A 23,378-nucleotide genomic window follows, 5' to 3' on the forward strand; every position below is an offset into this window, starting at 1 on the left:
AATAATATTGAATCGCGAAAGAGATCAGGATTATCGATTTGACTAGCCTGAACTCCAACGACAACCGCTAGAAGGTCACCGTTACCAATTATTTCAGTTCCTTGGTTAGTATCAGAAAATTCCAAGCTCCCAAAATCTAAGTCTTGGCCTACAAAGAATGGGTCTAGAACAAATTTAGCTTGACTAAGATCAAAATTATAGATAGTATCATACCCCTCCCCTGTAGTTAAAATGACTTGAGCAGCACCGGTTCCTAAAAAGACTTGGTCTAGACCCTCGCCACCAAAAATTATATCGTCTCCACCATTACCAAAAATAATATCATCGCCATCGCCATCAATAATAATCTCTCGGTCTGAAGATCCCGTTAAAGTATCATTTCCTCCATCAAAATCAACAAGGATATCAAAGCCATCATTGCTACCGTTGCCATTTATTACATCATCACCAGCACCGCCAACAATAAAATCAGCTTGGGAACCACCATTGATTTGATCATTGCCAGCACCACCTAAAAGAGTATCATTGCCACCATTGCCATTAAGCTGGTCATCACCAGAACCACCTTCGATGGAATCATTACCAGAGCCACCATTGATTTGATCATTGCCAGCACCACCTAAAAGAGTATCATTGCCACCATTGCCATTAAGCTGGTCATCACCAGAACCACCTTCGATGGAATCATTGCCAGAACCACCATTGATTTGATCATTGCCAGCACCACCTAAAAGAGTATCATACCCGCCGTTACCATTAATCTGGTCATCACCAGGAGTACCCTCAAGCAAATCATTCCCTGGTGTTCCATTGATGATATTAGTCATGTTTATTTTCCTTGATAGTAAATAATATCCTTGATCACTAAAACAATTATCCCATAAAAAATATTGTTTAAATCCCGAACATAAAAGTTCATTAATTTGTCTGATTAACTACAGATTATTGACTATCAAAATGCTTAATATCATACAATAATCAACAAAGTCATTGACTAGACAATGGTTTTTAAATTATCTTATTTGTATCTGGTAAATATACTTTAATGAGAGAATAAAATTCCAAGTATTAGTGGTCAAATAATGTTATTGACTACGGGTGTAAAAGCACAATACCCTATCGGTATCCAAAGGCGTTCCCGTAGGGTCTCTGTAGGAGAATCCCAGCCATCAAAAAGATAGATCCAACCGCAGTCCTAACAAAAAAAGACCCATGATCGGGTCTAGAAACAATATAGTTAGAAGCGCATCAGACTATTGAACTTCCAAAAAATATTTGTGAATAACTTCTATTGTTAGTTTTTCCCCATAAATGAAGAGCAACTACTAAATAGATGAAGCTGACAATCACAAATTATTCGAATAATAATATTGAATCGCGAAAGAGATCAGGATTATCGATTTGACTAGCCTGAACTCCAACGACAACCGCTAGAAGGTCACCGTTACCAATTATTTCAGTTCCTTGGTTAGTATCAGAAAATTCCAAGCTCCCAAAATCTAAGTCTTGGCCTACAAAGAATGGGAGTAGAACAAATTTAGCTTGACTAAGATCAAAATTATAGATAGTATCATACCCCTCCCCTGTAGTTAAAATGACTTCAGCAGCACCGGTTCCTAAAAAGACTTGGTCTAGACCCTCGCCACCAAAAATTCTATCGTCTCCACCATTACCAAAAATAATATCATCGCCATCGCCACCAGCAATAAGCTCTCGGTCTGAAGATCCCGTTAAAGTATCATTTCCTCCATCAAAATCAACAAGGATCTCACCGCCATCATTGCTACCGTTGCCATTTATTACATCATCACCAGCACCGCCAATAATAAAATCAGCTTGGGAACCACCATTGATTTGGTCATTTCCAGGACCACCGAAAATCAAATCATTGCCACCATTGCCATTAAGCTGGTCATCACCATCATTACCTTCGATGGAATCATTGCCAGAACCACCATTGATTTGATCATTGCCAGCAAGACCTAAAAGAGTATCATCTCCACCGTTACCATTAATCTGGTCATCACCAGGAGTACCCTCAAGCAAATCATTCCCTGGTGTTCCATTGATGATATTAGTCATGTTTATTTTCCTTGATAGTAAATACTATCCTTGATAACTAAAAAAATTATCCCATAAAAAATATTGTTTAAATCTCGAACATAAAAGTTCAGTAATTTGTCTGATTAACTACAGATTATTGACTATCAAAATGCTTAATATCATACAATAATCAACAAAGTCATTGACTAGACAATGGTTTTTAAATTATCTTAGTGGTATCCGGTAAATATACTTTAATGAGAGAATAAAAGTCCAAGTCTTAGTGGTCAGATGATGTTATTGACTCCGATCATTTTCAACTTATTGGGCAAAGACACCACTACCACAAACATGCCCTTGCCCTAGAATTAACCACCATCCCTAACATCAAGAGTAATCTCAGCAGTGATCACCCGGTCCGTCTGCGAGACAATCTTCACCCGTCTAACCCGACCAGCATAGGGCGTTCGCGTAGCGGCGACCTAGGAGAATCGCACAACACTCAACTCCGCCAGCTCCTTCTCCACCTCCTGAGACTGCTTCACCAAGGATGCCAGCTGGTACTGCTGCCGTTGTAAATTAGTCTGATATTTGATCATCTCCAAAGAATGCCGGTAAATCTGTTGTTGGTAACGAGTTTTAGCAGCATTTATAGCAGTCGAAGCAAATCTTAGGACATACTAGTCAGAAAGTAAAGTATTGTTAATCAATTAATTAAATGCCAGTTCCTTACAGTTACGATTTAAGAACAAAAGTCATGGGCGCTATTGACGATGGCATGGGAAAAACTGAAGCTAGTCATCTCTTCAAAATTAGCCGAAATACAATTGATCTCTGGTTAAAAAAGAGAAAGTAAACAAGAGATTATAGGGCAAAAGAGGGTTATCAAAAGGGATATATTTCGAAAATAGCTGATTTGGATAAATTTCGGTAATTTGTCCCGTGCTCATGGTAGCTTAACTCAGAATAAAATGGCAGAAGCGTGGTCATAAAAGATTAGTGATAGGACTATAGGTTTTGGCTTTAAAAAAATTGGTTATACCCGAAAAAAAAACTTACGGTTATCGATAAAGAGATGAATAAAAAAAGCGTTTCGATAAAAAGTTAGTCAAAAGAAGCTGGAACAGTTAGTTTATATAGATGAATCAGGAATGGATAATCGTGAAGACTATGGTTATGGATGGAATGAGAGCGATGCAGTGGCATGACGGGGGTTTCCTCCATGAGGGACTGCATCAATAAAAGGAAAAAGATTTTATGACTTAAAATCAGTAAAAAGAAGTGTAAGAGTCAGGATTATGAGTGGTTTGGTTGAAGGAAAACTGATAGCGCCACTGACTTTTGATGGTTCTTGTAATCCTTCAGTATTTGAGACATGGCTTAAAGATAAATTGATTCCTGAATTAAATCCAGAGGTGCGACAAGGCGCGATGTTTATTCGCCTAGGTAACGCGCATCAAGAGAGGATAAAGAATTAGATAATTAGTTGAAGCAGCGGATTGTGAAATTCACTATTTGCCCCCCTATTCTCCTGATTTAAATAAAATATAACATTATTGGTTTCCGATTAAAAATCGGGTTATAAAATCAAAAGGTACTATCGAATATTTTAGAGAGAGAGTTGATTTAGCTGTTCAGTTAACGTCCTAATCTATACTTCGACTGCTATAGCAAAGCGCTCGACCTTAGGAGAATACAGTACCAATTCCGAGTCTACTAAGTCAAAGGTAATTCCTAAACGCGGACTAACCCAACCAAGCATCTGGGGGATGGGTTCTAAGGTTTCTGATGAACGCAACCAGCCTTTTAGTTTTGTCCGATTTGGGTCAAAAAGATAGTACTCTTCTACTCCATGGGTCTGGTAAAACTTGAGTTTATCCTCTTCTAATTCTTTGATAGTGTTTGTGTGTGAGGCTATTTCAAAGGTCACCTGGGGATTAAGGTTATCTTCAACCCAGGTTTTGTAAGAAGGCCGATGCCCTTTTGGTCTACCGATAACTACCATGACATCGGGGGCTTGGTTGATTTTTGGTTGTCCTTGTACTGGATACCACAACAAATCCCCGGCGATAAACACATTGGGGTCATCTTTGAATCGAACTTCTAGGCCAAACTTAATGGTGGTAATTAGTTCAAATTGAAGGGTATTGTCCGCCAAGGGCTTACCGTCACTTTCGGGATAAAAAATGTCATCGGTGGTGGGAGTTAGCTGCTGAACCATTGGAAAATTGTTACTTGAGCTGATAAGCCTATTGTAAGCGGTCAGCGGTCAGCGGTCAGCGGTCAGCCGTAGCACAGGCTTCGACCTTGTTTACAACTATGAGATGCACCCGATAGCAACCACGAACGATGATGCAGCTTGGTATCAAAGAAATTGTAGATTTAATCGGATATCTATTCCTCTGATACATCATCTATCTAAAGAGTAGACGCTTACTTCTAATTGACCAAAATTATCTCCATAAGTGCCAGCAAGATCACCAATTATAAAATGCATCGATCCTCCATGGGAACCAATAGATACACTCTCACTAGTCATGCCTTGAAAGAAAGAAATAATCTGAGGGACATGGTTCCCATCAGGTCTGTGATGCCAAATTAAAACATTTAATCCCCCTAAACTTATCCTCTTCGAGGGTATGCCAAGGGGCGTACCATCTATTACGCCACTACCATAATACCGATCATAGGATTTTCCTCCATTAAGAGTGTAACGACTTTCCCTTGAAGGTACTATCCTATATCTAGTATTTCCTGGCAAACTGAATCCACTATGCCATTTAGATGTTGAAGCATTAACCGTAACCCGTTTATAAATACTTTCCTGTTGCTGCTCTTCTCTCTCCGTTTCACGTATGAGAGATAAAGCTCTTTCTCTTACTGTACTTAATTGACTTGACGCTAGTTGAGGTGTACCTACATATTCTCTGTAGATATACAGATCCACACCAAAGGATCCTCCTTGCCAGTCTACACACCCAACAGGTGTACGGGCTGTACATCTTCTAGATGCACTAACATGAGCTTCAACTTGGGCACGATTTGTACTGACAGAAGCTACAGCACTAAGATTATTTCTGAATTCACTCAGCTGTTGATTGATATACTCGTAAGCTCTGCTTTGCCCAGTATTAGGATCAGTTCCTTCTGCTCTTGCCCTCAAATTCTCTAGCTCTTGAACAGCTCTTTTCCAAGCTTCATATGATTTTAATCTTGTACCAGATTCATAATATCGAATGTGTGGGCCATCAGTATTTCCATATCTTGTAAATACTCGTGGTTCAACCTGCTTAATTACCCAAGAGTCAGGATAGGTTGAGCGAAAAGAATCTGTACTATTGTCTCCCTTTGCACGAATTCTCTGGATATCTATACATACTGTGCCAATTGGAGGATTTGAAGATACTTCTCTACATAATGGTGGTTGAGCCTGGGCTTTTTGGGCCAGCAATATAGTGGAAAATGAAGATACAACAGCCAGCCAAGCTATTTCTTGGAAAAGATGCTTTCTTTTCATAATTACAACTCCAATGATTATCTTAGGCACTTGCAAGAAAAGAATGCTCCAATTGCCTAGAGTCATTCAAAACAGCCTATAGACAAAAAGAGTATTTTTGCTCATTTACTCCTATACCTGATAAGTAGTGATCGCTTGCTGTCAAATTAGTCTAAACTCCCTGAGGGGGCGATGAAATAATGTAAAACCCAGACTCTATAAGCGACCTATCTTTTAGAGAAATTTGATAATACTTTAGTGTATTATAATTTAGTTCAGAAGTGTTGAATCCAGTAATAAAAGTTTCCCAAAATGGCTGATGTCTGTCTATCGTTGTTGTCAAGCAAAGCAGCGCTTTTCCCTGCTCTGAAGTCATAAGAGGGAATAGGGAGTCGGGAGTCGGGAGTCGGGAGTCGGGAAGTTTAGTTATAATACTTATAGTATGATAAACGCTTGTTGTCAATCAACTGGTAATAATTATTAATAAACCCTGCTTTATTGTGTTTATTAACATACAGACTGTTATCGACAGACATCCAGGGATAGGTTGTCGTAGCTGAAGCCCACTTTAACCGTTGCGTTGGAATTACCCGAGCAAAAACCAACATCCCAATGGAAACGCGATCGCATAAGCGCGGAAGCTGAGGCCATAGGCCAATCGCATTTGGCTGCCCGTAGCGCATCGCTAAGCAAAACTTTGCCATGGAAACCAGGTTTATTTTAAGCTGACAACTGACAGCTGACAACTGACGGCACCTCAAGTAGCGTGCCCGTAGCGCATATGCTTACTTTTTGATTACTCTGCTTTTTTCCAGGTACATGGATTTAAAATTTAATAGTCAAAGCCCCCCAGGAAAAGCCAGCAGCGCTACTTGCTAGCACTACCAAATTCCCTGGTTTAATCTTACCCTCTTCTCTACTTTTGCAGAGGCCAAGTAACGTATCACTAGCCCCTAAGTTTCCATGTTCAGGAAGAGAGATAAATGTTTGTTATAGGGTCAAGCCCAACCAGGAAAAAATATTTATTAATAGGCTTTTTTTTCCTTGATTAGTAAAGATTAAATCTACATCATTGATAGTGTATGAGCTTTTTTGTAGGGATTTAAAAATTACTTTTTTATAATTCTCCAGGTAAACTTCTGAAATAATTTTGTCTAGCTTTTCACGGTCAGCAACTTGCATATAATTTAAGCTTTGGTCTACATTGTCAGAATGAAAAGGTAGCCTAGTTCCCCCTAGTGGAATTTTAAGACAGTCCACAGCTTCTGAATCAGTAACCGCGTGATAAGCCAAAATTTGGTTACTAGTTTCTCCTTTCTTCAGAATGGCAGCAGTAGCACCATCGGCAAACATAAATGTGGATAAACTATCTTGATTAGAGTAGTCCACAAGACTTGATAATCTGTCACTACAAACAACTAACCCATAGGTAAACTCAGTGTTTGCTATTAACATATTACGGCATATATCTATCCCTAGATTGCCGCTATTACAGAAGTTTCTGACCTCAAAAGCAAAAGCTTGATCAGCTCCTATTTCAGATTGGATCTTAGCAGCCGGTGACCATAGTCGATAATCATAATCCCCTACACCACAGTAAACAATAAGATCGATATCACTAGCTCTAATCCCGGCATTATCTATAGCAGACAATGCCGCTTTGGTCCCCATTTCTGAGGGTTGATCATCATCAGTGACTACGCACTTTTGAAAGATGCCGATTTTTTCAATAAAGACATTTTCCGGAGTATTAGAAAGCTGGGACATTTCCAAACTAGTCATTCTTCCAGTTGGTAAATAGTAACCAAGAGAAGTAATACCGATTGACTGATGACTCATCTCTATATTCTCTATTCCCATAAGTGTTGAATCCAGTAATACAAGTTTACCAAAATGGCTGATGTTTTTCTATCGTTGTTGTCAAGCAAAGCAGCACTTTTACCTGCTCCGAAGTCATAATAGGAAATAGGGAGTCGGGAGTCGGGAGTCGGGAGTCGGGAGTCGGGAGTCGGGAGTCGGTAAGTTTACTTTAAATCATTTACTATGATAAACACTTCTTGTCAATAAACTGGAAATAATTCTTAATAAACCCTGCTTTATTGTGTTTATTAACATACAGACTGTTATCGACAGACATCCAGGGATAGGTTGTCGTAGCTGAAGCCAACTTTGACCGTTGCGTTGGAATTACCCCAGCAAAAACCAACATCCCAATTCAAACGCGATCGCATAAGCGCGGAAGCTGAGGCCATAGGCCACGCTTTGCGATCGCATAAGCGCGGAAGCTGAGGCCATAGGCCAATCGCATTTGGCTGCCCGTAGCGCATCGCTAAGCAAAACTTTTCCCCAGATTTATTTTAAGCGAACAACTGACAGCTGTCAGCATTCAGCTGTTCGCGTAGCGTGCGCTTCGCGCATATGCTTACGTTTTACTCAAACAGCCCTGCTCCCTACTCCTTACTCCCTACTCCCTACTCCCTACTCCCTGCTCCCTGCTCCCTAAAAAATGTACCTCACCCAATTTAAAACTGCTATAACTAATAACTAATAACTTGATTACAAACCCATTAGGAAACAGTAGAAAAGTTATGAGTGCTCCCACTAGTAACAGACAGAGAACTCTTCCAGTCCTAGAAAATGGAGATCTGCTATCTCGTGGAGAATTTGAGCGGCGTTATCAAGCCATGCCCCATCTCAAAAAAGCAGAACTAATTGAAGGAATTGTTTATATAGGATCACCCTTACGGTTTGAATCCCAGGCTGAGCCCCATGCTAATTTACTCGTTTGGTTGGGCAACTATAAAATAGCGACTCCTGGTGTAAGATTAGGTGATAATCCTACAGTGCGGCTGGATCTTGATAATGAACCCCAACCTGATGTGGTTTTACTAATTGATAGCAATTGTGGTGGCCAAAGTCGCCTGGACGATGATGGTTATATTGAGGGCGCACCAGAACTAGTGGCAGAAATTGCAGCAAGTACTGCTTCCATTAACCTCCGGGATAAAAAACGAGTTTATCGTCGCAATGGAGTAAAAGAATATCTGGTTTGGCAGGTAATTGACCAGCGTTTTGATTGGTTTTCTTGGCAAGAGGGAGACTATGTTTCGCTTGTAGCTGATGGAGAAGGGATTATCCGCAGCCAATTTTTTCCGGGATTATGGTTAGCAGTTTCGGCACTTTTGGCGGAAGATATGGTGAAGGTGATGGCAACCTTGCAAGCTGGCTTGGCCAGTAAGGAACATCAATAGTTTTTGCAGCAGTTGGCAAGTTTTTCTTAATTAATTGTGGTGATTTAGTACTTTAGCAAAGGGAACAGGGAGCAGGGAACAGGGAACAGGGAATAGGGAACAGGGAACAGTTGAGAATAATTGACGCCAACACTATCAGAAAAATACTTTGGCAAGAGGTCTATTAATGAATTGTGATAATTTTTAATCCGAAGTTCCCTACTCCCTACTCCCTACTCCCTACTCCCTACTCCCGACTCCCTACTCCCTACTCCCTTGCTCTCAAAACCATTAAATTTAAATAAAGACCAGCTAATAAAACCCAATCATTGATAGTGTAATCAGAGTCAATTCATTGATCTTTTGGACAAAGACAATCAAAAATGTCGAAAAATAAGGTTTTGATGGTACTGGTCTCGCTAATCTTACCCTTTGTGCTTGGTGTCCAACTAGCAATGGCTGATACCAGCGACTCAGATCAAACCTGCTTACGAGGGTTACTGTACATGGACAACGGTTGCAGTACAGTAGATTATATGTCAATTGATTACACTCCTGTGATGAATGACAAAGCTGAAAGCTTTTTGAAAGAAATTAAAGCACGGCAGCTCAATGTTGTCACAGCGGAGTCTCTGACCAGTGGCATGATTATTTCCACAATCGTCAACATTCCCCTCTATGGCTCCTACACCTACGGTGGATTTTCCACCTATGATAGTGATGCTAAGCGCAAGATGCTTGGGGTCAAAAAAGGCGATGTTTATACAGAAACCACAGCTCGACAAATGGCTGCTGGTGCTTTGAAAAATAGTCGGGCGATGGTCTCCATTGCAGTTACCGGACAAGCGGGACCAGTTGACAAAAATAAATTGGAAGACCTCGGTGTTGTCAACGCAGCAGTTTCTATTCGCACCATCTCTGAGAGCCAAGACAGTGACATCCAAGAGCAGCCCATTGTCTTCAATACCAGCCACCGGCGCATGGCACTGTGCGATGGTGATGGATTGCCTATGACTGAAGTTGTATGCCAACAATATCGTTCCGAAGCTGAGGCCGACCCTAAGGGCTATGTATCAGCTCCAATCTTATCCATGACCCGGAAATTGATTCGGCAAAATGTGGTGATTGACGCTCTGGAACTGGCGACACAACACCTCCAAAACTTTGTCTGTACCAGCGACGGCGATAATGTGACTTGTAAAACTCTCGACTCCATGTGTCAAGAACCCTATGATGGCCGTTACATCAGGTACGGTGAACCAACTTGGGTGATCAAGGAGCACAGCGAGCGTTGTCGATTGGGTATAGGAAAGGGAAGAAAGAAAAGGGAACAGGAAAGACGGAGCAGGCAGTAGAGAGTAGGGAACAGGGAACAAAAATTATCACAATTGATTCATGTACCCTTATTCCCAGATCCGCTGTTCCCTGTTCCCTACTTCAGCAAAGAAGTCTACTGACCTATGCATATATTTATCCAAACACTAGGTTCACGGGGCGATGTCCAGCCCTATGTAGCATTAGGCAAAGGTTTAAAAGCAGCAGGACATACCGTCACAGTCTGTACCAGTGCCAGTTTTGAATTATTCATCACCGAGCATGGCTTAAGTTATGGCTATATGACCGATGAGATGATGAAGCTGATCAATTCAGATCAAGGTCGGGATGCCATGGAAAATACCACCAACCTCTGGGAAATCATCAAACTCACTCGCAAGTTATCTAAACAAGTTGCTCCCATGCAAAGGATGATGCTTAATGATAGTTGGAATTCCGCACAAGAAGCCAACCCGGATCTGATCATCTTCCACCCCAAAGCCTATGGGGGTCCTCATTTCGCCGAAAAATTGGGCATTCCCGTGATCATGGCGGTTCCTGTGCCGATGCTGGTGCCTACAGCTGAATTTCCTAACATGGGCTTCCCGAATTGGCCTTTAGGGGGCTGGTATAACAAACTGACCTATCGCTTCGTCAATCGATTAATGGAGTTTTCAGCAGGCAAACCTGTTAAAAAGTGGCGAGCTGACCATGATTTGCCACCCCAACGCGGCAATTTTAATATTCTGCGTACCACTACCGGTGAACAGATTCCGGTTTTATATTGTTACAGTAAGTTTGTTATGCCAGAAGCTACGGACTGGCCTGAGAGTGTGGTGCCAACAGGCTACTGGTTTCTAGAGGAAAAGGACACATGGCAACCACCGGCTGAGTTACAGGATTTCCTTGATGCTGGCAATCCTCCGGTTTATGTCGGTTTTGGCAGTATGGCTGGACGAGATCCCCAGCGGCTGACGGAAATTGTGATTGAAGGGTTACAGCAAGCCAATGTGCGGGGGATTATTGCTACGGGTTGGGGTGGCTTGGCTGTGGATGACTTGCCCGACAGCATTTTCAAAATTGATAGCGCTCCCCACGATTGGCTTTTCCCCCGTATGGCGGCAGTGGTGCATCATGGTGGGGCTGGCACTACCGCTGCTGGCTTACGGGCAGGTCGTCCGACTATCATTTGTCCCTTTTTTGTAGACCAACCGTTTTGGGGCGACCGTGTTCATGCCCTTGGTGTCGGCAGTAAACCGATTCCCCAGAAGACGTTGACTGCCGAGAAGCTGGCTACTGCTATCCGCGAAGTGACGACAAACCAGACTATTCGGCAAAATGCTGAAGCCTTGGGCAAACAAATCCGGGATGAAGATGGCATTGCTAATGCGATCGCTATTATTGAATCTCAATTGGGTTAGGATTTTAGGGAGTCGGGAGTCGGGAGTCGGGAGTCGGGAACAGGAACCAGGGAGTAGGGAACAGGGAATAGGGAACAGCGGATCTGGGAAGAAAGAAGAGGGAATTGTTAATGGGATGGGTGGGTTATGAACGCACCCTACTAGTTATATCATCTCAGCATAATTACCCTTTATAAAAATCTCCCCCATCTCCCCATCTCCCCATCTCCCCATCTCCCCACCCTCCCGACACTTTTATAATGGGTATTCAACCGGACTTGATATTATTTGTGATTGGGGTTATGCGATCGCATATCCAGTATGTTGACGTAAATGGGGAGGATGAAACGCGAGGACAATATGATCCTTTGGCACACCCGCCGCAACTAGTTCATCGGTAATGCCGTCTTCGATGCCATCATAATGAATCCAGAGTTTGCTCTGACGAATTTCAACATGGGTGACAACGCCATGGACTCTTTTTTTGCCGTTCCATCCTTCATTAAACAGTAGGAAATGAGTACGCTCGGCATCAATAATGACATACTGCCTAATATCACCATAACTGTATGGGATTGCCGCATAGTCTTTGAGAATTTTTTCGACGGTATCTTGGTAAAATTTTACGGTATCCATTGTAAAATATCCTGGGTATTTGGTTCAAAAACAATAATTACCATAGTCAAATACCAGGTGTTGCTGAATTAGGGTATGATTTTGGCAAGTAGCCTACGCATTATCACCACGTATTATATATAATAGCGGGTTATAGCCTAATCAGGTACACAATATTTTTTACCTGTTCCCTGTTCCCTGTTCCCTGTTCCCTGTTCCCTGTTCCCTGTTCCCTGTTCCCTACTCCCTACTCCCTACTCCCTACTCCCTCAATTTACTAATGCAATTATAAGATTACTTTGATTTTTTAGCACCCGATGATATTCGGATTAAAGGAACACGCATTGGGATAGAACATATTCTCTATCAATATATCCATCGTGCCCAGACACCAGAAGCGATTGCCGAACGCTATAGGACGGTAACACTAGAACAGGTTTATGCCACAATTTTATACTATTTACACAACCAAGTTTCCGTGAGCGCCTATATTGCTGACTGGTTGGCGTGGAGTCATCAAATGCGCGAGCAACAGCGTAAAAATCCTCCTCCTTTTATTGAAAAACTCCGACAGTTTAAAGCTGAAAAAGAGGCGGCATATCAAAACCAGACTAAAACAATAGAGGCTAGTTAGATTAATATCAAGACCAAATTAGTTTTATGCCTCTACTTTAAATCTTGAACACACTAATGTTATCAAAATCACCTCTTCTAAATTAACTACTCCCTACTCCCTACTCCCTGCTCCCTATTCCCGACTCCCGACTCCCGACTCCCGACTCCCGACTCCCGACTCCCGACTCCCGACTCCCTAACAATTCCCTTACCTATGACACAAGAACTTATAGACCTCAAAACTAGCATTTTAGAAGGACGATACGCAGATGCTTTAGCAATTGTTGATGAATTAGAAGGGATGAGTAAACAGGCAATTTTGCGTAATATTGATTCGTTCCTAGTTAGGCTATTTATCCACTTAATTAAAAACCAAGTAGAGCAGCGTTTAACCAATTCTTGGGCAGCTTCAATTGCCAGTTCAATTCTGGAAATTAAAAAGCTTAATCTCAAAGATAATAAGACATCCTATTATATTAAACCTGATCAATGGCAGCCCAGATTAGAGGAAGCACTAGAAGCAGCGATCGCTCCTGCTAGTCTGGAAGTTTTCAATGGAGAGTTAAGGCGGTCTCAACTTTCCCAGAGGCTGGATAAACCACAGCTGATTTTGACTGCAACTAGTTTACTTAGTCTGACTTACCGCTATTCAGCTAAAGAACTACCAGCAGTTTTAGATGATCATTTAACTGAATTACCAGGTGGCGAAGAGTGGGGTATATAATTGAGGATATAAGGTATTTTTAAAATAGTCTGGAACAGGGAACAGGGAACAGGGAATAGGGAACAGTGGTAAGAGGGCGTATTCAGATGTAGGGTGGGCAGTGCTTACCTTTAGGATAGTCAGCTTTTCAATTGGTCTGATGCACTGCCCACAAGAAAATTAATGTTATAGCGTTTATTCCATGTATGAGGTACACTGCTCAACCTCAAAGTCCCCCTTTTTAAGGGGGATTTAGGGGGATCCCTTTGTAGCTTATGAGTCCTATAAACGCTATATGTAAGCATTCAGCTATAAGCAGTTAGCCGTCAGCTAATCAACGGGAGATAGTAAACAAGCTGGTGGATGCTGATACGACTGATTGAAAATCCCTGCTCGTTTTACTAATCCGATACCATCCAGTTAAAGTGCCTGATAGCTGATAGTTTATAGCTGATAGATGACGGCTGAATAATTGCAATTTTATAGTTAATTTACTTACATAACTTTGTAGATAATTGCTCCAGTATCGGGGTGATTATCTACCATTATTAGCTCTTGCTTACACATAGTATTAAGCATCTCTTTGATCTCTTCAACTGGCTTTCCTGTAGCAAGTACGCAATCAGCTACAGATATATTACCACCATTATCCTTTGCGACTTGAAGGATAAGTTGGGTGTCATTCTTGACCTTTTGGTTATCGGCACTTGGAGCAATTACATCTGCGACGTTGACAACAACCTGCGGAGTGACCTGGTTGTTTGGTTGTGCGCCGCCATAGAGCATCCTATACTTAAGATTTTTCTCTTCAACCATTCCTGGTATCAGAGCTAAATCTACAAGTTGCCCAAGTCCAAAAAAACCCCATGTAAATAACCAGATTATTCCACTAATGTACTTACCAGTGTAAAAACGGTGGGCGCCGGAAAAACCTAATAAACAGGTAAACCATAAAAGGTAAGCTATTTCAGTTTTTCTCATGATTGAATTACTCCTTATCTAAATATTTGCTCGTTAGTTAGTTCGTAGGGTGCGTTAGTAACGCAGCACCCAAGTTCGTAGGGTGCGTTAGGGGCGGGCTTGCCCTGATGTTATCGGTAGCCAGTGTTGGCAGAGCCCGCATAGTTTTTGAGGTTATTAAAATCTGGCTTATTTTTCATAACCTAGTTGTAAATTAAATAGTTTCTATTCTTCTGGAGTAACCGACACATTCCGTAACTCAGGATTGAGATAACCAGTGTAATAAGAACTCTTCAAATGATTTCTAAATTGGAGGACATCTATCTGCTTGACATCTAGTGAAACTCCCTTAAAAGTAATAATTGCTTCTATTGGTATATCCTTAATTAAGCTATTTTTTACAGAACCATAACGGTTATTACTATATGTACCCAATTCAACTTTTGTAGCTACATATTCTTTCCCTTTATCCAAAATTCTACTTCTTCCATATCCATAACGGCTATTAGAATACAACTCTAATTTAACATTTTCTTTGGTACTTGTGATTAATATATTACAACTCATAGATTGAGTACTTGAATTCACATTGTAGGATTTTTGGCAACTTTTAAATTCATAGATAATACCTTCCAGCTCAACTGATTGGGATGGAACTGTAGTCGGTGTAGGTTCAGTAATTACTGAAGTTCTCGTAGCTTGCGATATTGTGTCAGGCTTACCAAGATTTTTAAGCGTTTTATTTTCAGTCTTGAGGTCTTGGATTCTTTCGTTTAGTTTATCCTTGTCTGTTTCCAAATCCTTGACTTTATCTTGGAGGTCTTTGACTTGTAGTTTCAGCTCCCTTGATTGTAAAGACTCATCATTAGTGAGTCCTACTAATGTCGGAAACTTAGTCACAATAACTTCTCGAAGTTTATATCCTCCAAAGGCAGCTAATGGTGCTGTCAAAATCATTAGGATTAAGGCAAACTTGAAATAGTTTGTCCATTGTCGCATTCTCAATTCTCTATTCATTTGTTTACAAACCTCATCAATATCATTTTCACGAAGTAGATCGGATAGTCCTAATTCCCTTAAACTATCCTTAACCGTTTCAATGGTGATTCTGCCTTCCAGCTCATTTTTACGTTTGGAAAGCCGTTCTACTAATCCTTGGAATTGTTCTTCGGTTAAGCTATTTTTGATCATTTGCTTTATTGACCTTAACTTGAGATTATTTATAGCTACCTTAAACTATTTATTTTTTGGTATTATCAGAAATCAATAATGGAGTTGCTCAGTTCTTCAGTAATGGTAGATGTCAATAAAATTAGGGCTTGAGATTGGTAGAGATAATACCAATCAATTCGTTATTGATATCTGATTTACTTTACAAAACCAGTATTACACACAATTCTAACAATTTTAGTTAGTCTAAGTTAAATTCATCAAAGCTTTACATTTATGAGTTTTTATCATAAATACTTTGATAATAGATAATTCCGAACAGCTTATGAGTAAAGGATTTAAGGGATTTTTGTCCTAGTAAGTAGGAAGTATAAAGTAGGGCATGAGCAGTCAATGAAGTGGTCTGAAGCACTACCGAAGCTACATGAAGTAAATTAAGATTAATCTAGTATTTATATTTGAGATGTGAACAAATAATCCCAAGGTTTAGGAAACCTAAAACTCCGCATAGCTAAGAGCAGTAAGGAATACAGAGTTTTTTAGTTTATCAAAAATCACAATCTAGTTTTACAACTCATTTATCAAAAAACAGTACAAATACTCATTGCCAAATCAAAATAAATTTGATAAAACTATCAATAGTAATAGGGAGAGGTGAGACGTTGGCTGTAGCGTAAACATCATCACCACCAAGCCCAAATCGTAAAACCAGATAACCAAGCAGTAAAGTAAGAAAACGCGATGTTCCTTTGGAACCACTACGCGATGTTCCTTTGGAACCGCTTCGCGAACGCGCTGTTGCTGAATCAAGCTATTAACCAACAATAGAATTAGCTTGTGCTAACGTCAGCTGACCGCTGACCGCTGAATGCTTACCTGAAATCTTATTGGTAAATTAGAGATACCACTGGTTTCCCAAAGCAAAGAGCCTGATGACTGCTAAAACAATCTCGCGCTACGTTACTCGTAATCCGGAAATTTTGAACGGAGAACCAATCATCATCGGCACTCGGACATCTGTCCGTGCTATTGTTGGTTTATGGCGCTTGGGTATTATGCCAGAAGAAATTCTAAACCATTTAACTCATTTGACTCTGGCGCAAGTATTTGATGCCTTAAGTTTCTATCTTGACAATCAGGGGGAGATTAATGAGTATATTGAGCAAAACCAAGTCCCTGATGAATTAGTGCATCCATCTGTAAAGTCTATCTTAGGTTGATCGTGAACTAAAAAAACGCGATGTTCCTTTGGAACCGCTTCGCGAACGCGGCGTTGCTGAATCAAGCTATAAACGAACAATAGAATTAGCTGGTGCCAAGGGAGTCAGTACTTAATTTCGTGACTCCCATAACCGCTGACCGCTGACCGCTGACCGCTGACCGCTGACCGCTTAGGCTCTACAACAAACCAATGATGCTAATCGTGAATGTGCTCTTATCAAAAAAGTCGCTATTGCCAGGTGCCAGGGCAAAGTCAACTACCGAGCCTTTTTGCACTTTGCTCGATACAGTGAAATAAACCCCAACACCATCATTGCCATGGATTGCGTCAGACCAGATTTTAGTACCATCAACAAAGATATAGGCAATCACACCATCGCTGGCAGTACGACTGTCTTTCTTGGCGAGGTGACCCTTGAAGGTAACTTCCCCTTCAATGTCACTAACCCAGCGACGAACTCCCCACTGCTCAACCCTTTTCCGTCTACCGGTGGTTTTCGGACCGTTGGGATGAGCAATAGTGTTAGATAGCTCAGTCCAGTATTTTCCTTGCTTCACTTTCCAGGATCCCTTAGTGTATTGCTCCATTTCATGGAAATCAGCACTGGTCAGGGAACCATCGTAGTAGCCGTAGAACCAATTATGCTCTCCTTGAGTATCAGAAAAATCCTCCACTGAATTGGCAATTTCAGTAGGCACGGGAACATGGTTAACCTGAATTTCAAAGGCATTGCTGACGGTTTTGCATAGCTCGTCAGACGCTGTTACAGTAATTGTGGTTGTGCCAATGTCATCGCTAGTGGGAGTACCACTAAAAGTAGTGCCATCAAAATTCAACCAGCTCGGTATGGTTGCACTCAAGCTCAGACTATCTCCATCGGTATCGCTAAATGTTGCTTCCCCAATTGTCAGGGTAAAAGACTCATTCTCGTTAATGGTTTGAGCGCCAATGGGATTAGTCACCACAGGGGCAGAATTATTCGGGGGTTCATAGACGTAGAGAGATCCACACTTTTCCCAGCGAACTTCATCGAGACTGGAACGGTCTTTGTTGGTATTTGTAAACCAATCGCCATTAATCTTTAAATAATCCAAATCTGTCAGCACTTGCATTATCTCTAAATTCGTCGCTGCTTCATTGCTGTCAGTTTTTATCCATCCACCCTCTGCATTAAGGGGGATTGTGTAGGGAGTCCATTGGTCTATAGTGGGCGTCGATACATGGTTCTGTAGTTCCAAACCACCACCACTTATTGTTAAACCATTTATTAAACCATTTATTAAACTATTATTTAAACTATTGATATCCTCGGTAATCTGATCGCTATTTTCCAAATTAACCTCAACAGCAAACCTGAGGTTTCCATTGAAAAAACTGGATTTGTCACCAACAAACTTCTCGGGAGCAACGTAATCGTAGGGTCCATCACCGACTTGATCATCATTACGAATGTAGCCACCAGTGATGAATCCACAGATTCTAGACTGTTCGGGGTCAACTTCTTGATCATTAACGTCAACAACGCTCCAACCCTCTGTGCCAGTATCAAAGTGACTGACCGGCTCGATTATGCTTTCAATCGCCTGAGCTGGCTGTGGAATCATGAGCATAGCACCAGACAATAGTGCCGCCCACAGAACAATACGGATTTTTTTCATCGAAAATTTCGCAGCAGAATACACCACTTAAACCCTGAGGGTTAGAGTTAGCAAGGAGCTTTCAAAGTGTGGACGCAATACCGCACTCAGCCCCTTTCCGCTGCACCTCCAACTAATGGTTTACAGATTAATCGGGTACTACGTGTAAGTAGCCCTGTTGTTTTTTGCTGTATGTAACTGCAAACAGCTCAATGGTCTCCTTTGGGGAAACCGTAGCTAAAGTATGGTGCAAGGCTATGCAGATATTGAATTTTGCCCAAATTATAATTTTATAGGAGTTTAGGCTTTTTAGATATTATTTTTGATTTACAAGCTCGTATATCTTGATAGATAAGGGTTTCAGGAATTATCAATTACCTTTACTGCTCCCCTTATTAAGAATCTATATTGTTTATTACCATAAGATGCGCATCTGATCAAATCCTGTTATTTTTGACTTTTGAGTTCTCTATAGATGAACCAAGTTTAGTTGGTTTTGCCCCCCTAACCCCCCAAGTTTGGGGGGGACTTACGAAGTTTAGTTGGTTTTGCCCCCCTAACCCCCCAAGTTTGGGGGGGACTTACGAAGTTTAGTTGGTTTTGCCCCCCTAACCCCCCAAGTTTGGGGGGGAATGATGTCAAAGTCCCCCAGAATTTGCGGATTTAATCCTGTCAAAGTCCCCCAGAATTGGGGGATTTAGGGGGCATACGTAAGTCCTGTTTCTCTATAATCTCCCTGGTGAACAACGGTATTCCTAAGATGAACCAATCAACCGAGCGGCTTTATAATCTATTACCTGCTATCTACCGGCAGCGAGATTTTGCCCAAGGGGAACCCCTACGGGCGCTGTTGGCAGTAATGGAAAAGGAACTCCAGATTATAGAAGCTGATATTGAAGGCTTGTATGACAACTGGTTTATTGAAACCTGTGATTCCTGGGTGATGCCCTATATTGCTGAGTTACTGGGCATCGAGGATTTAAATGATGAAAAGCAGATTATCTTCAGCCAACGTACCCGGATTGCTAATACAATTCGTTACCGTCGCCGTAAAGGGACTACTGCCACTTTGGAAATGGTGGTTCAGGATGTAACTGGCTGGAAAGCCAGGGTAGTAGAATATTTTGACTATATCGCCACAACCCAGCATCTGTCTCACATCCGCCCAGGGAAAGGGGGTACCTTTGACCTGCGTCGAACCGATGCCCTAGAGCGCTTAGACAGTCCTTTCAACACTGCTGCCCACACTATCGATATCCGTCCCTTTGAATCCAATCGCGGTAGATATAACATCCCCAGTGTAGGAGTGTTTTTGTGGCGTCTGGAAAGCTACCCGGTCAGGAATAGTAATGCTTATGCCATTACCGAACAACGGAATGTTGCCTATTCCTTTGCCCTCGGTCAGGATCCAGAACGCTTCCAAAATACCATTGTTGCGGTGCAATCGGCCTCAACCCAGCGCAAGTATACCTTTCAAGTCACTCCCTTACCGAACAAAGGTCGCTATACCTTCCATCCTTTGGGTTATGACATGCCCTTGTTTAACCGTCCTGAAACTAGAACCGAGTTTAGCGAGGTGGCGGCAGCAATTAATGTACCCCAAGCGATCGCATCCCAAGCTTTTCAGGAAGAGTTACAAGACTACTACGGTGATCTCAGCAGTGTCACGATTATTAAAAATGGTCAACTGATCCCAATCGATAAGGTAGAAGGGAGGGATTTGCGCAACTGGAGTCGCCCTTCAGAGGGGAAAACCGTAGCTGTGGATGTGGATTTGGGACGCTTGACCTTTGCAGAAGGGGAAGACCCGGAGCCAGATCAACTACAAGTCAGCTACAATTACGGATTTAGTGCTGACCTTGGTGGTGGACCCTACAGCCGACGCCAAAGCTTAACCCAGACCTCTAACACGGTATGGTTTGTTTCAAAAACCCATACTCCCAAATCTGAGCAATGGTTTACTAGCTTGCAGGGAGCACTCAAGGAATGGGTAAACCGTGGCAAGCTCGGAATTATCCGAATTATGGATAACAGTACCTATTACACTCCCCTGCAACTGAGCAATCTTAAGGGATTAGTGATTGAAGCCGCTGATGGCGCTTGCCCTAGTATCCATCCCGTGGATGGAAAGTTAACTGTAGTGGGGGCAGCAGCGGGGTCAACCTTAGATCTCAATGGCTTGCTGATCAAAGGTGCGATCGCAATTCAAGGGAATCTGAGACTGAACCTAACCCACTGCACCGTGATGGCAGAAGAAGGTCAAGCCAGCATAGTTGTCGAAGAAGGACAGACAGCTGATTTACAGCTAATGATTAGACACAGCATTGTCGGACCATTACGCCTACCAGCACAGAGTGCTAACTTAACTGTCGAAGATAGTATTATTGATGGCGCTGGGAAATTTGCGATCGCATCTGTTGCTAACAACAGTTACGGACCCCCAACCACTATGGCAAGAACCACTGTTTTCGGTCAAGTCGCTGTCCAGGAAATAATCTTGGCTTCAGAAACTATCTTCACAGATACTGTCACCGTTGAACAACGACAGGTTGGTGGGATACGCTTCTCTTATGTTCCGTCCGGTTCCCAAACACCGAATCGCTATCAGTGTCAACCTGACCTATTCCTGGAACAGGAGGCGCAGCGGCTGGGACGCAACAGTATCGACGAGTTGACAGCAGCAGAAACTACCACATTACTAACTAACCAGCAACCTGTCTTCACAACTCTTAACTATGGTCAACCGGGCTATGGCCAATTGACCTTTGACACTCCTGAGGGAATCCGCACCGGTGCTGAAAATGGCTCTGAGATGGGAGCATTCAATCCCTTAGTGCAGCCCCAACGCCAAGCTAACTTAAAAGCAGCCCTGAATGAATACTTGCGCTTTGGTCTTCAGGTAGGGGTATTTTATGTGACTTGAGAAGGTTATAAGGTTGAAAGTTGTAAGGTTGAAGGTTGAAAGTTTTAAGGTTGAAGGTTGAAAGTTTTAAGGTTGAAGGTTGAAAGTTTTAAGGTTGAAGGTTATAAGGTTGCAGGTTATAAAGTGAAAGGTTAAAGTTGGAAGGTTGCAGGTGGCAAATGGCAGGTTATAAGTGGCAGGTTGCTGGTTATAAGTAGCAGGTTGCTGGTTAAACGATTTGAATTCATGGCCTGGTTTCAGTTTTAGGCAATTGTCTATAGGTATGTGATATCTATCTGATAATAAGGCTAGCAGATGTTAATGATTATCTACAAAAATCTTGCACTTTTTACAAAAGTGTATTAGATTTTAATCATGGTACTAGTCCCTCTCCGTAAGGCGGTCGAACTTACGGGATTATCTGGGAACACTCTAAGGAAGTACGCGGATAATGGCACGATCAGGTGCGAGAAAACTCCCGGTGGAACCAGACTCTTTGACACAGAGAGTCTGCTCAGATTTGGTAGTTTCAAAGGAAACGTGGATCGAGTTCGTGAATTCAGCATTGGGTATTGCAGAGTTAGCACCCACAAGCAAAAAGACGACCTTTCCAGGCAAGTTGCCTACCTCCACTCGCTCTTCCCACAAGCATAAATCATTAAAGACATCGGATCAGGACTCAACTACAAAAGGAAAGGTCTTAGAGCCATATTGGAACGAATTGTGCGCGGAGATAAGCTCACGATTATTGTTACCTGTAGAGACAGGCTCACCCGATTCGGGTTTGAACTCATTGAGTACTTGGTCGGTCTCAACGGTGGAAAAATCCTGGTTCTCGACCAACCTGAAAGTTGTCCGGAATCCGAACTTACCGCAGATCTTCTCTCCATCATTCACGTCTTCTCCTGTCGAGTCCACGGACTCAGGAAATACGGTAAGAAAATCCAAGAAGATCAGAGTGTTCCTAAACCCTGAACAGCGTTCTCTTGTTCGCAAATGGTTTGGGGTGTCCCGCTATGTGTTCAACAAAACAGTAAAGCTCCTTCAGTCTGGTGAGATTAAAGCCAACTGGAAAGCGATTAAAACTGAAATATTAAACGACCTACCCGAGTGGTGCAAGTCAGTACCTTATCAAATTAAATCAATAGCGATAAAGGATGCTTGCGCCGCCGTTCGGGAGGCTAAGAGAAAGTACAAGAAGACTTTTCAGATTAATCGGGTCAAATTTAGATCTCGTAAAAATCCAAGACAGTCTTGCTACATTCCAAAGTCCGCAGTATCTGAAAAAGGCGTCTACCACACCAAACTAGGGGAAATATCCTATGCCGAGCGTCTCCCCAACAATATTGGAGATGGCAGACTGACCAGCCACAATGGAAATTATTACTTGGTAGTTCCCCATGAAGCAACGAAAGAGAAACTCGATAACCAAGGGCGAGTAGTTGCTTTAGACCCTGGAGTCAGAACCTTTCTTACTTTCTTTAGCGAGACTTCTGTCGGAAAGATTGGACACGGAGATTTCTCTAAAATTCAGAGGCTGTGCCAACACCTGGACAACCTATTGTCCAAAATTAGTAAAGCTAAGCGTGGACAGAAGCGCAGAATGAGGAAAGCTACTCGGCGGATGATTATCAGAATTCAAAACCTGATAGATGAACTTCATCACAAAGCAGCTAGGTTCCTTGTGGACAACTTTGATGTGATATTACTTCCTACATTTGAAACATCTCAAATGTCAAAAAAAGGAAATAGAAAAATTAGATCTAAGACTGTCCGCAACATGCTTACTTTTGCCCATTATCGCTTTAAAGAGTTCTTAAAGCATAAAGCCAAAGAGACCGGAAAGACAGTAGTCGATGTCTGCGAAGCCTATACCAGTAAAACAGTCAGTTGGACTGGTGAACTGGTCAACATCGGTGGAAGCAAAATAATTAAATCTAAAGTTGATGGTCGATCTATGGATCGAGATATCAACGGCGCTCGTGGAATCTTTCTGCGAGCCTTGGGAGATACCCCCTGGCTGAGAAATCAGCTTGCATTAGTGGGCTAAAATTTGCTTTTGTAGATTTTG

23 protein-coding genes and 2 pseudogenes are annotated in these 23,378 nt (G+C 42.0%); 13 read left to right on the forward strand and 12 right to left on the reverse strand.

All coding sequences use genetic code 11. The features are described 5' to 3' along the window. Both F6K51_RS12465 and F6K51_RS12470 read right to left on the reverse strand, forming a co-directional pair. Positions 1-827: calcium-binding protein (locus F6K51_RS12465; RefSeq protein WP_293020741.1), on the reverse strand; the 827-nt coding region annotated here is incomplete at its 3' end. Between the two features lie 526 nt (positions 828-1,353). Beyond that, a complete protein-coding gene (locus F6K51_RS12470; protein WP_293020743.1) occupies positions 1,354-2,082 on the reverse strand; it encodes a calcium-binding protein in 729 nt (242 codons plus the stop codon). Positions 2,083-2,761: 679 nt separating this feature from the next. Between F6K51_RS12470 and F6K51_RS12475 the strand changes: the two are divergent. Further along, positions 2,762-3,693 (forward strand): annotated as a pseudogene (locus F6K51_RS12475) (transposase). 1 nt (position 3,694) lies between these two features. Here F6K51_RS12475 and F6K51_RS12480 read toward each other — a convergent pair. From F6K51_RS12480 to F6K51_RS12500, 6 genes are all read right to left on the reverse strand, one after another. Next, the gene (locus tag F6K51_RS12480) at positions 3,695-4,264 is read right to left on the reverse strand and encodes a Uma2 family endonuclease (RefSeq protein ID WP_293020745.1); all 570 of its coding nucleotides are present in this window, start codon (positions 4,262-4,264) and stop codon (positions 3,695-3,697) included. A gap of 189 nt (positions 4,265-4,453) precedes the next feature. Next, the gene (locus F6K51_RS12485; protein ID WP_293020747.1) at positions 4,454-5,560 is read right to left on the reverse strand and encodes a hypothetical protein; all 1,107 of its coding nucleotides are present in this window, start codon (positions 5,558-5,560) and stop codon (positions 4,454-4,456) included. A gap of 401 nt (positions 5,561-5,961) precedes the next feature. Beyond that, a complete protein-coding gene (locus tag F6K51_RS12490) occupies positions 5,962-6,243 on the reverse strand; it encodes a hypothetical protein (RefSeq protein WP_293020749.1) in 282 nt (93 codons plus the stop codon). Positions 6,244-6,364: 121 nt separating this feature from the next. Beyond that, a complete protein-coding gene (locus F6K51_RS38410; RefSeq protein ID WP_365939954.1) occupies positions 6,365-6,520 on the reverse strand; it encodes a 3-oxoacyl-[acyl-carrier-protein] synthase III C-terminal domain-containing protein in 156 nt (51 codons plus the stop codon). A 9-nt stretch (positions 6,521-6,529) separates the two neighbouring features. Beyond that, on the reverse strand, positions 6,530-7,378 hold the full coding sequence (locus tag F6K51_RS12495) for a hypothetical protein (RefSeq protein WP_293020751.1): 849 nt from the start codon (positions 7,376-7,378) through the stop codon (positions 6,530-6,532). Positions 7,379-7,662: 284 nt separating this feature from the next. Further along, the gene (locus F6K51_RS12500) at positions 7,663-7,866 is read right to left on the reverse strand and encodes a hypothetical protein (protein ID WP_293020753.1); all 204 of its coding nucleotides are present in this window, start codon (positions 7,864-7,866) and stop codon (positions 7,663-7,665) included. A 261-nt stretch (positions 7,867-8,127) separates the two neighbouring features. Here F6K51_RS12500 and F6K51_RS12505 point away from each other — a divergent pair, with 261 nt between their 5' ends. The 4 genes from F6K51_RS12505 to F6K51_RS12520 all read left to right on the forward strand — a co-directional run bounded on the left by F6K51_RS12505 (position 8,128) and on the right by F6K51_RS12520 (position 11,634). After that, entirely contained in the window at positions 8,128-8,790 is a 663-nt protein-coding gene (locus F6K51_RS12505) for a Uma2 family endonuclease (RefSeq protein WP_293020755.1), read from the forward strand. A gap of 362 nt (positions 8,791-9,152) precedes the next feature. Further along, on the forward strand, positions 9,153-10,124 hold the full coding sequence (locus tag F6K51_RS12510) for a CinA family protein (RefSeq protein ID WP_293020757.1): 972 nt from the start codon (positions 9,153-9,155) through the stop codon (positions 10,122-10,124). 105 nt (positions 10,125-10,229) lie between these two features. Further along, a complete protein-coding gene (locus tag F6K51_RS12515) occupies positions 10,230-11,504 on the forward strand; it encodes a glycosyltransferase (RefSeq protein WP_293020758.1) in 1,275 nt (424 codons plus the stop codon). Beyond that, positions 11,470-11,634, forward strand: coding sequence for a hypothetical protein (locus F6K51_RS12520; protein ID WP_293020760.1), 165 nt, complete (start codon positions 11,470-11,472; stop codon positions 11,632-11,634). The genes F6K51_RS12515 and F6K51_RS12520 overlap by 35 nt, the downstream gene beginning before the upstream one ends. Before the next feature lie 149 nt (positions 11,635-11,783). Here F6K51_RS12520 and F6K51_RS12525 read toward each other — a convergent pair whose 3' ends face one another. Beyond that, positions 11,784-12,119: a XisI protein gene (locus F6K51_RS12525; protein WP_293020762.1), complete on the reverse strand. Its 336-nt coding sequence runs from the start codon at positions 12,117-12,119 to the stop codon at positions 11,784-11,786. A gap of 307 nt (positions 12,120-12,426) precedes the next feature. Here F6K51_RS12525 and F6K51_RS38415 point away from each other — a divergent pair. The 3 genes and pseudogenes from F6K51_RS38415 to F6K51_RS12535 all read left to right on the forward strand — a co-directional run. Further along, positions 12,427-12,546, forward strand: a pseudogene (locus F6K51_RS38415) (DUF433 domain-containing protein); the annotation flags it as partial. Between the two features lie 30 nt (positions 12,547-12,576). After that, the gene (locus F6K51_RS38420) at positions 12,577-12,732 is read left to right on the forward strand and encodes a hypothetical protein (RefSeq protein WP_365939950.1); all 156 of its coding nucleotides are present in this window, start codon (positions 12,577-12,579) and stop codon (positions 12,730-12,732) included. Between the two features lie 195 nt (positions 12,733-12,927). Further along, positions 12,928-13,437: a DUF29 family protein gene (locus tag F6K51_RS12535; protein ID WP_293020764.1), complete on the forward strand. Its 510-nt coding sequence runs from the start codon at positions 12,928-12,930 to the stop codon at positions 13,435-13,437. A gap of 474 nt (positions 13,438-13,911) precedes the next feature. On the opposite strand, the gene F6K51_RS12540 is transcribed toward F6K51_RS12535, so the two are convergent. Together F6K51_RS12540 and F6K51_RS12545 are read right to left on the reverse strand one after the other, a co-directional pair. Continuing rightward, positions 13,912-14,397, reverse strand: coding sequence for an NINE protein (locus F6K51_RS12540; RefSeq protein WP_293020767.1), 486 nt, complete (start codon positions 14,395-14,397; stop codon positions 13,912-13,914). Between the two features lie 204 nt (positions 14,398-14,601). Beyond that, positions 14,602-15,567 carry a hypothetical protein gene (locus F6K51_RS12545; protein WP_293020769.1) on the reverse strand — a complete coding sequence of 322 codons (966 nt, stop codon included), beginning with the start codon at positions 15,565-15,567 and terminating at the stop codon, positions 14,602-14,604. Positions 15,568-16,478: 911 nt separating this feature from the next. Here F6K51_RS12545 and F6K51_RS12550 point away from each other — a divergent pair. Next, a complete protein-coding gene (locus tag F6K51_RS12550; protein ID WP_293020770.1) occupies positions 16,479-16,766 on the forward strand; it encodes a DUF433 domain-containing protein in 288 nt (95 codons plus the stop codon). A 178-nt stretch (positions 16,767-16,944) separates the two neighbouring features. Here the strand turns inward: F6K51_RS12550 and F6K51_RS12555 are convergent, their stop codons facing one another. Continuing rightward, positions 16,945-18,426 carry a putative Ig domain-containing protein gene (locus F6K51_RS12555; RefSeq protein WP_293020771.1) on the reverse strand — a complete coding sequence of 494 codons (1,482 nt, stop codon included), beginning with the start codon at positions 18,424-18,426 and terminating at the stop codon, positions 16,945-16,947. A 739-nt stretch (positions 18,427-19,165) separates the two neighbouring features. On the opposite strand from F6K51_RS12555, the gene F6K51_RS12560 reads away from it, so the two are divergent. The 4 genes from F6K51_RS12560 (at position 19,166) to F6K51_RS12570 (ending at position 23,357) form a co-directional block, all read left to right on the forward strand. Further along, positions 19,166-21,328 (forward strand): phage tail protein, encoded by a 2,163-nt coding sequence (locus tag F6K51_RS12560; RefSeq protein WP_293020773.1) that lies wholly within the window; start codon positions 19,166-19,168, stop codon positions 21,326-21,328. Between the two features lie 354 nt (positions 21,329-21,682). Further along, positions 21,683-21,961, forward strand: coding sequence for a MerR family transcriptional regulator (locus F6K51_RS38425; protein ID WP_365939951.1), 279 nt, complete (start codon positions 21,683-21,685; stop codon positions 21,959-21,961). A 57-nt stretch (positions 21,962-22,018) separates the two neighbouring features. Further along, entirely contained in the window at positions 22,019-22,282 is a 264-nt protein-coding gene (locus tag F6K51_RS12565; protein WP_293020775.1) for a hypothetical protein, read from the forward strand. Beyond that, on the forward strand, positions 22,266-23,357 hold the full coding sequence (locus F6K51_RS12570; RefSeq protein WP_293020776.1) for a transposase: 1,092 nt from the start codon (positions 22,266-22,268) through the stop codon (positions 23,355-23,357). The genes F6K51_RS12565 and F6K51_RS12570 overlap by 17 nt, the downstream gene beginning before the upstream one ends. Positions 23,358-23,378 lie beyond the last annotated feature (21 nt).

It is taken from the genome of Moorena sp. SIO3I8, assembly GCF_010692325.1.
Lineage (GTDB): Bacteria > Cyanobacteriota > Cyanobacteriia > Cyanobacteriales > Coleofasciculaceae > Moorena.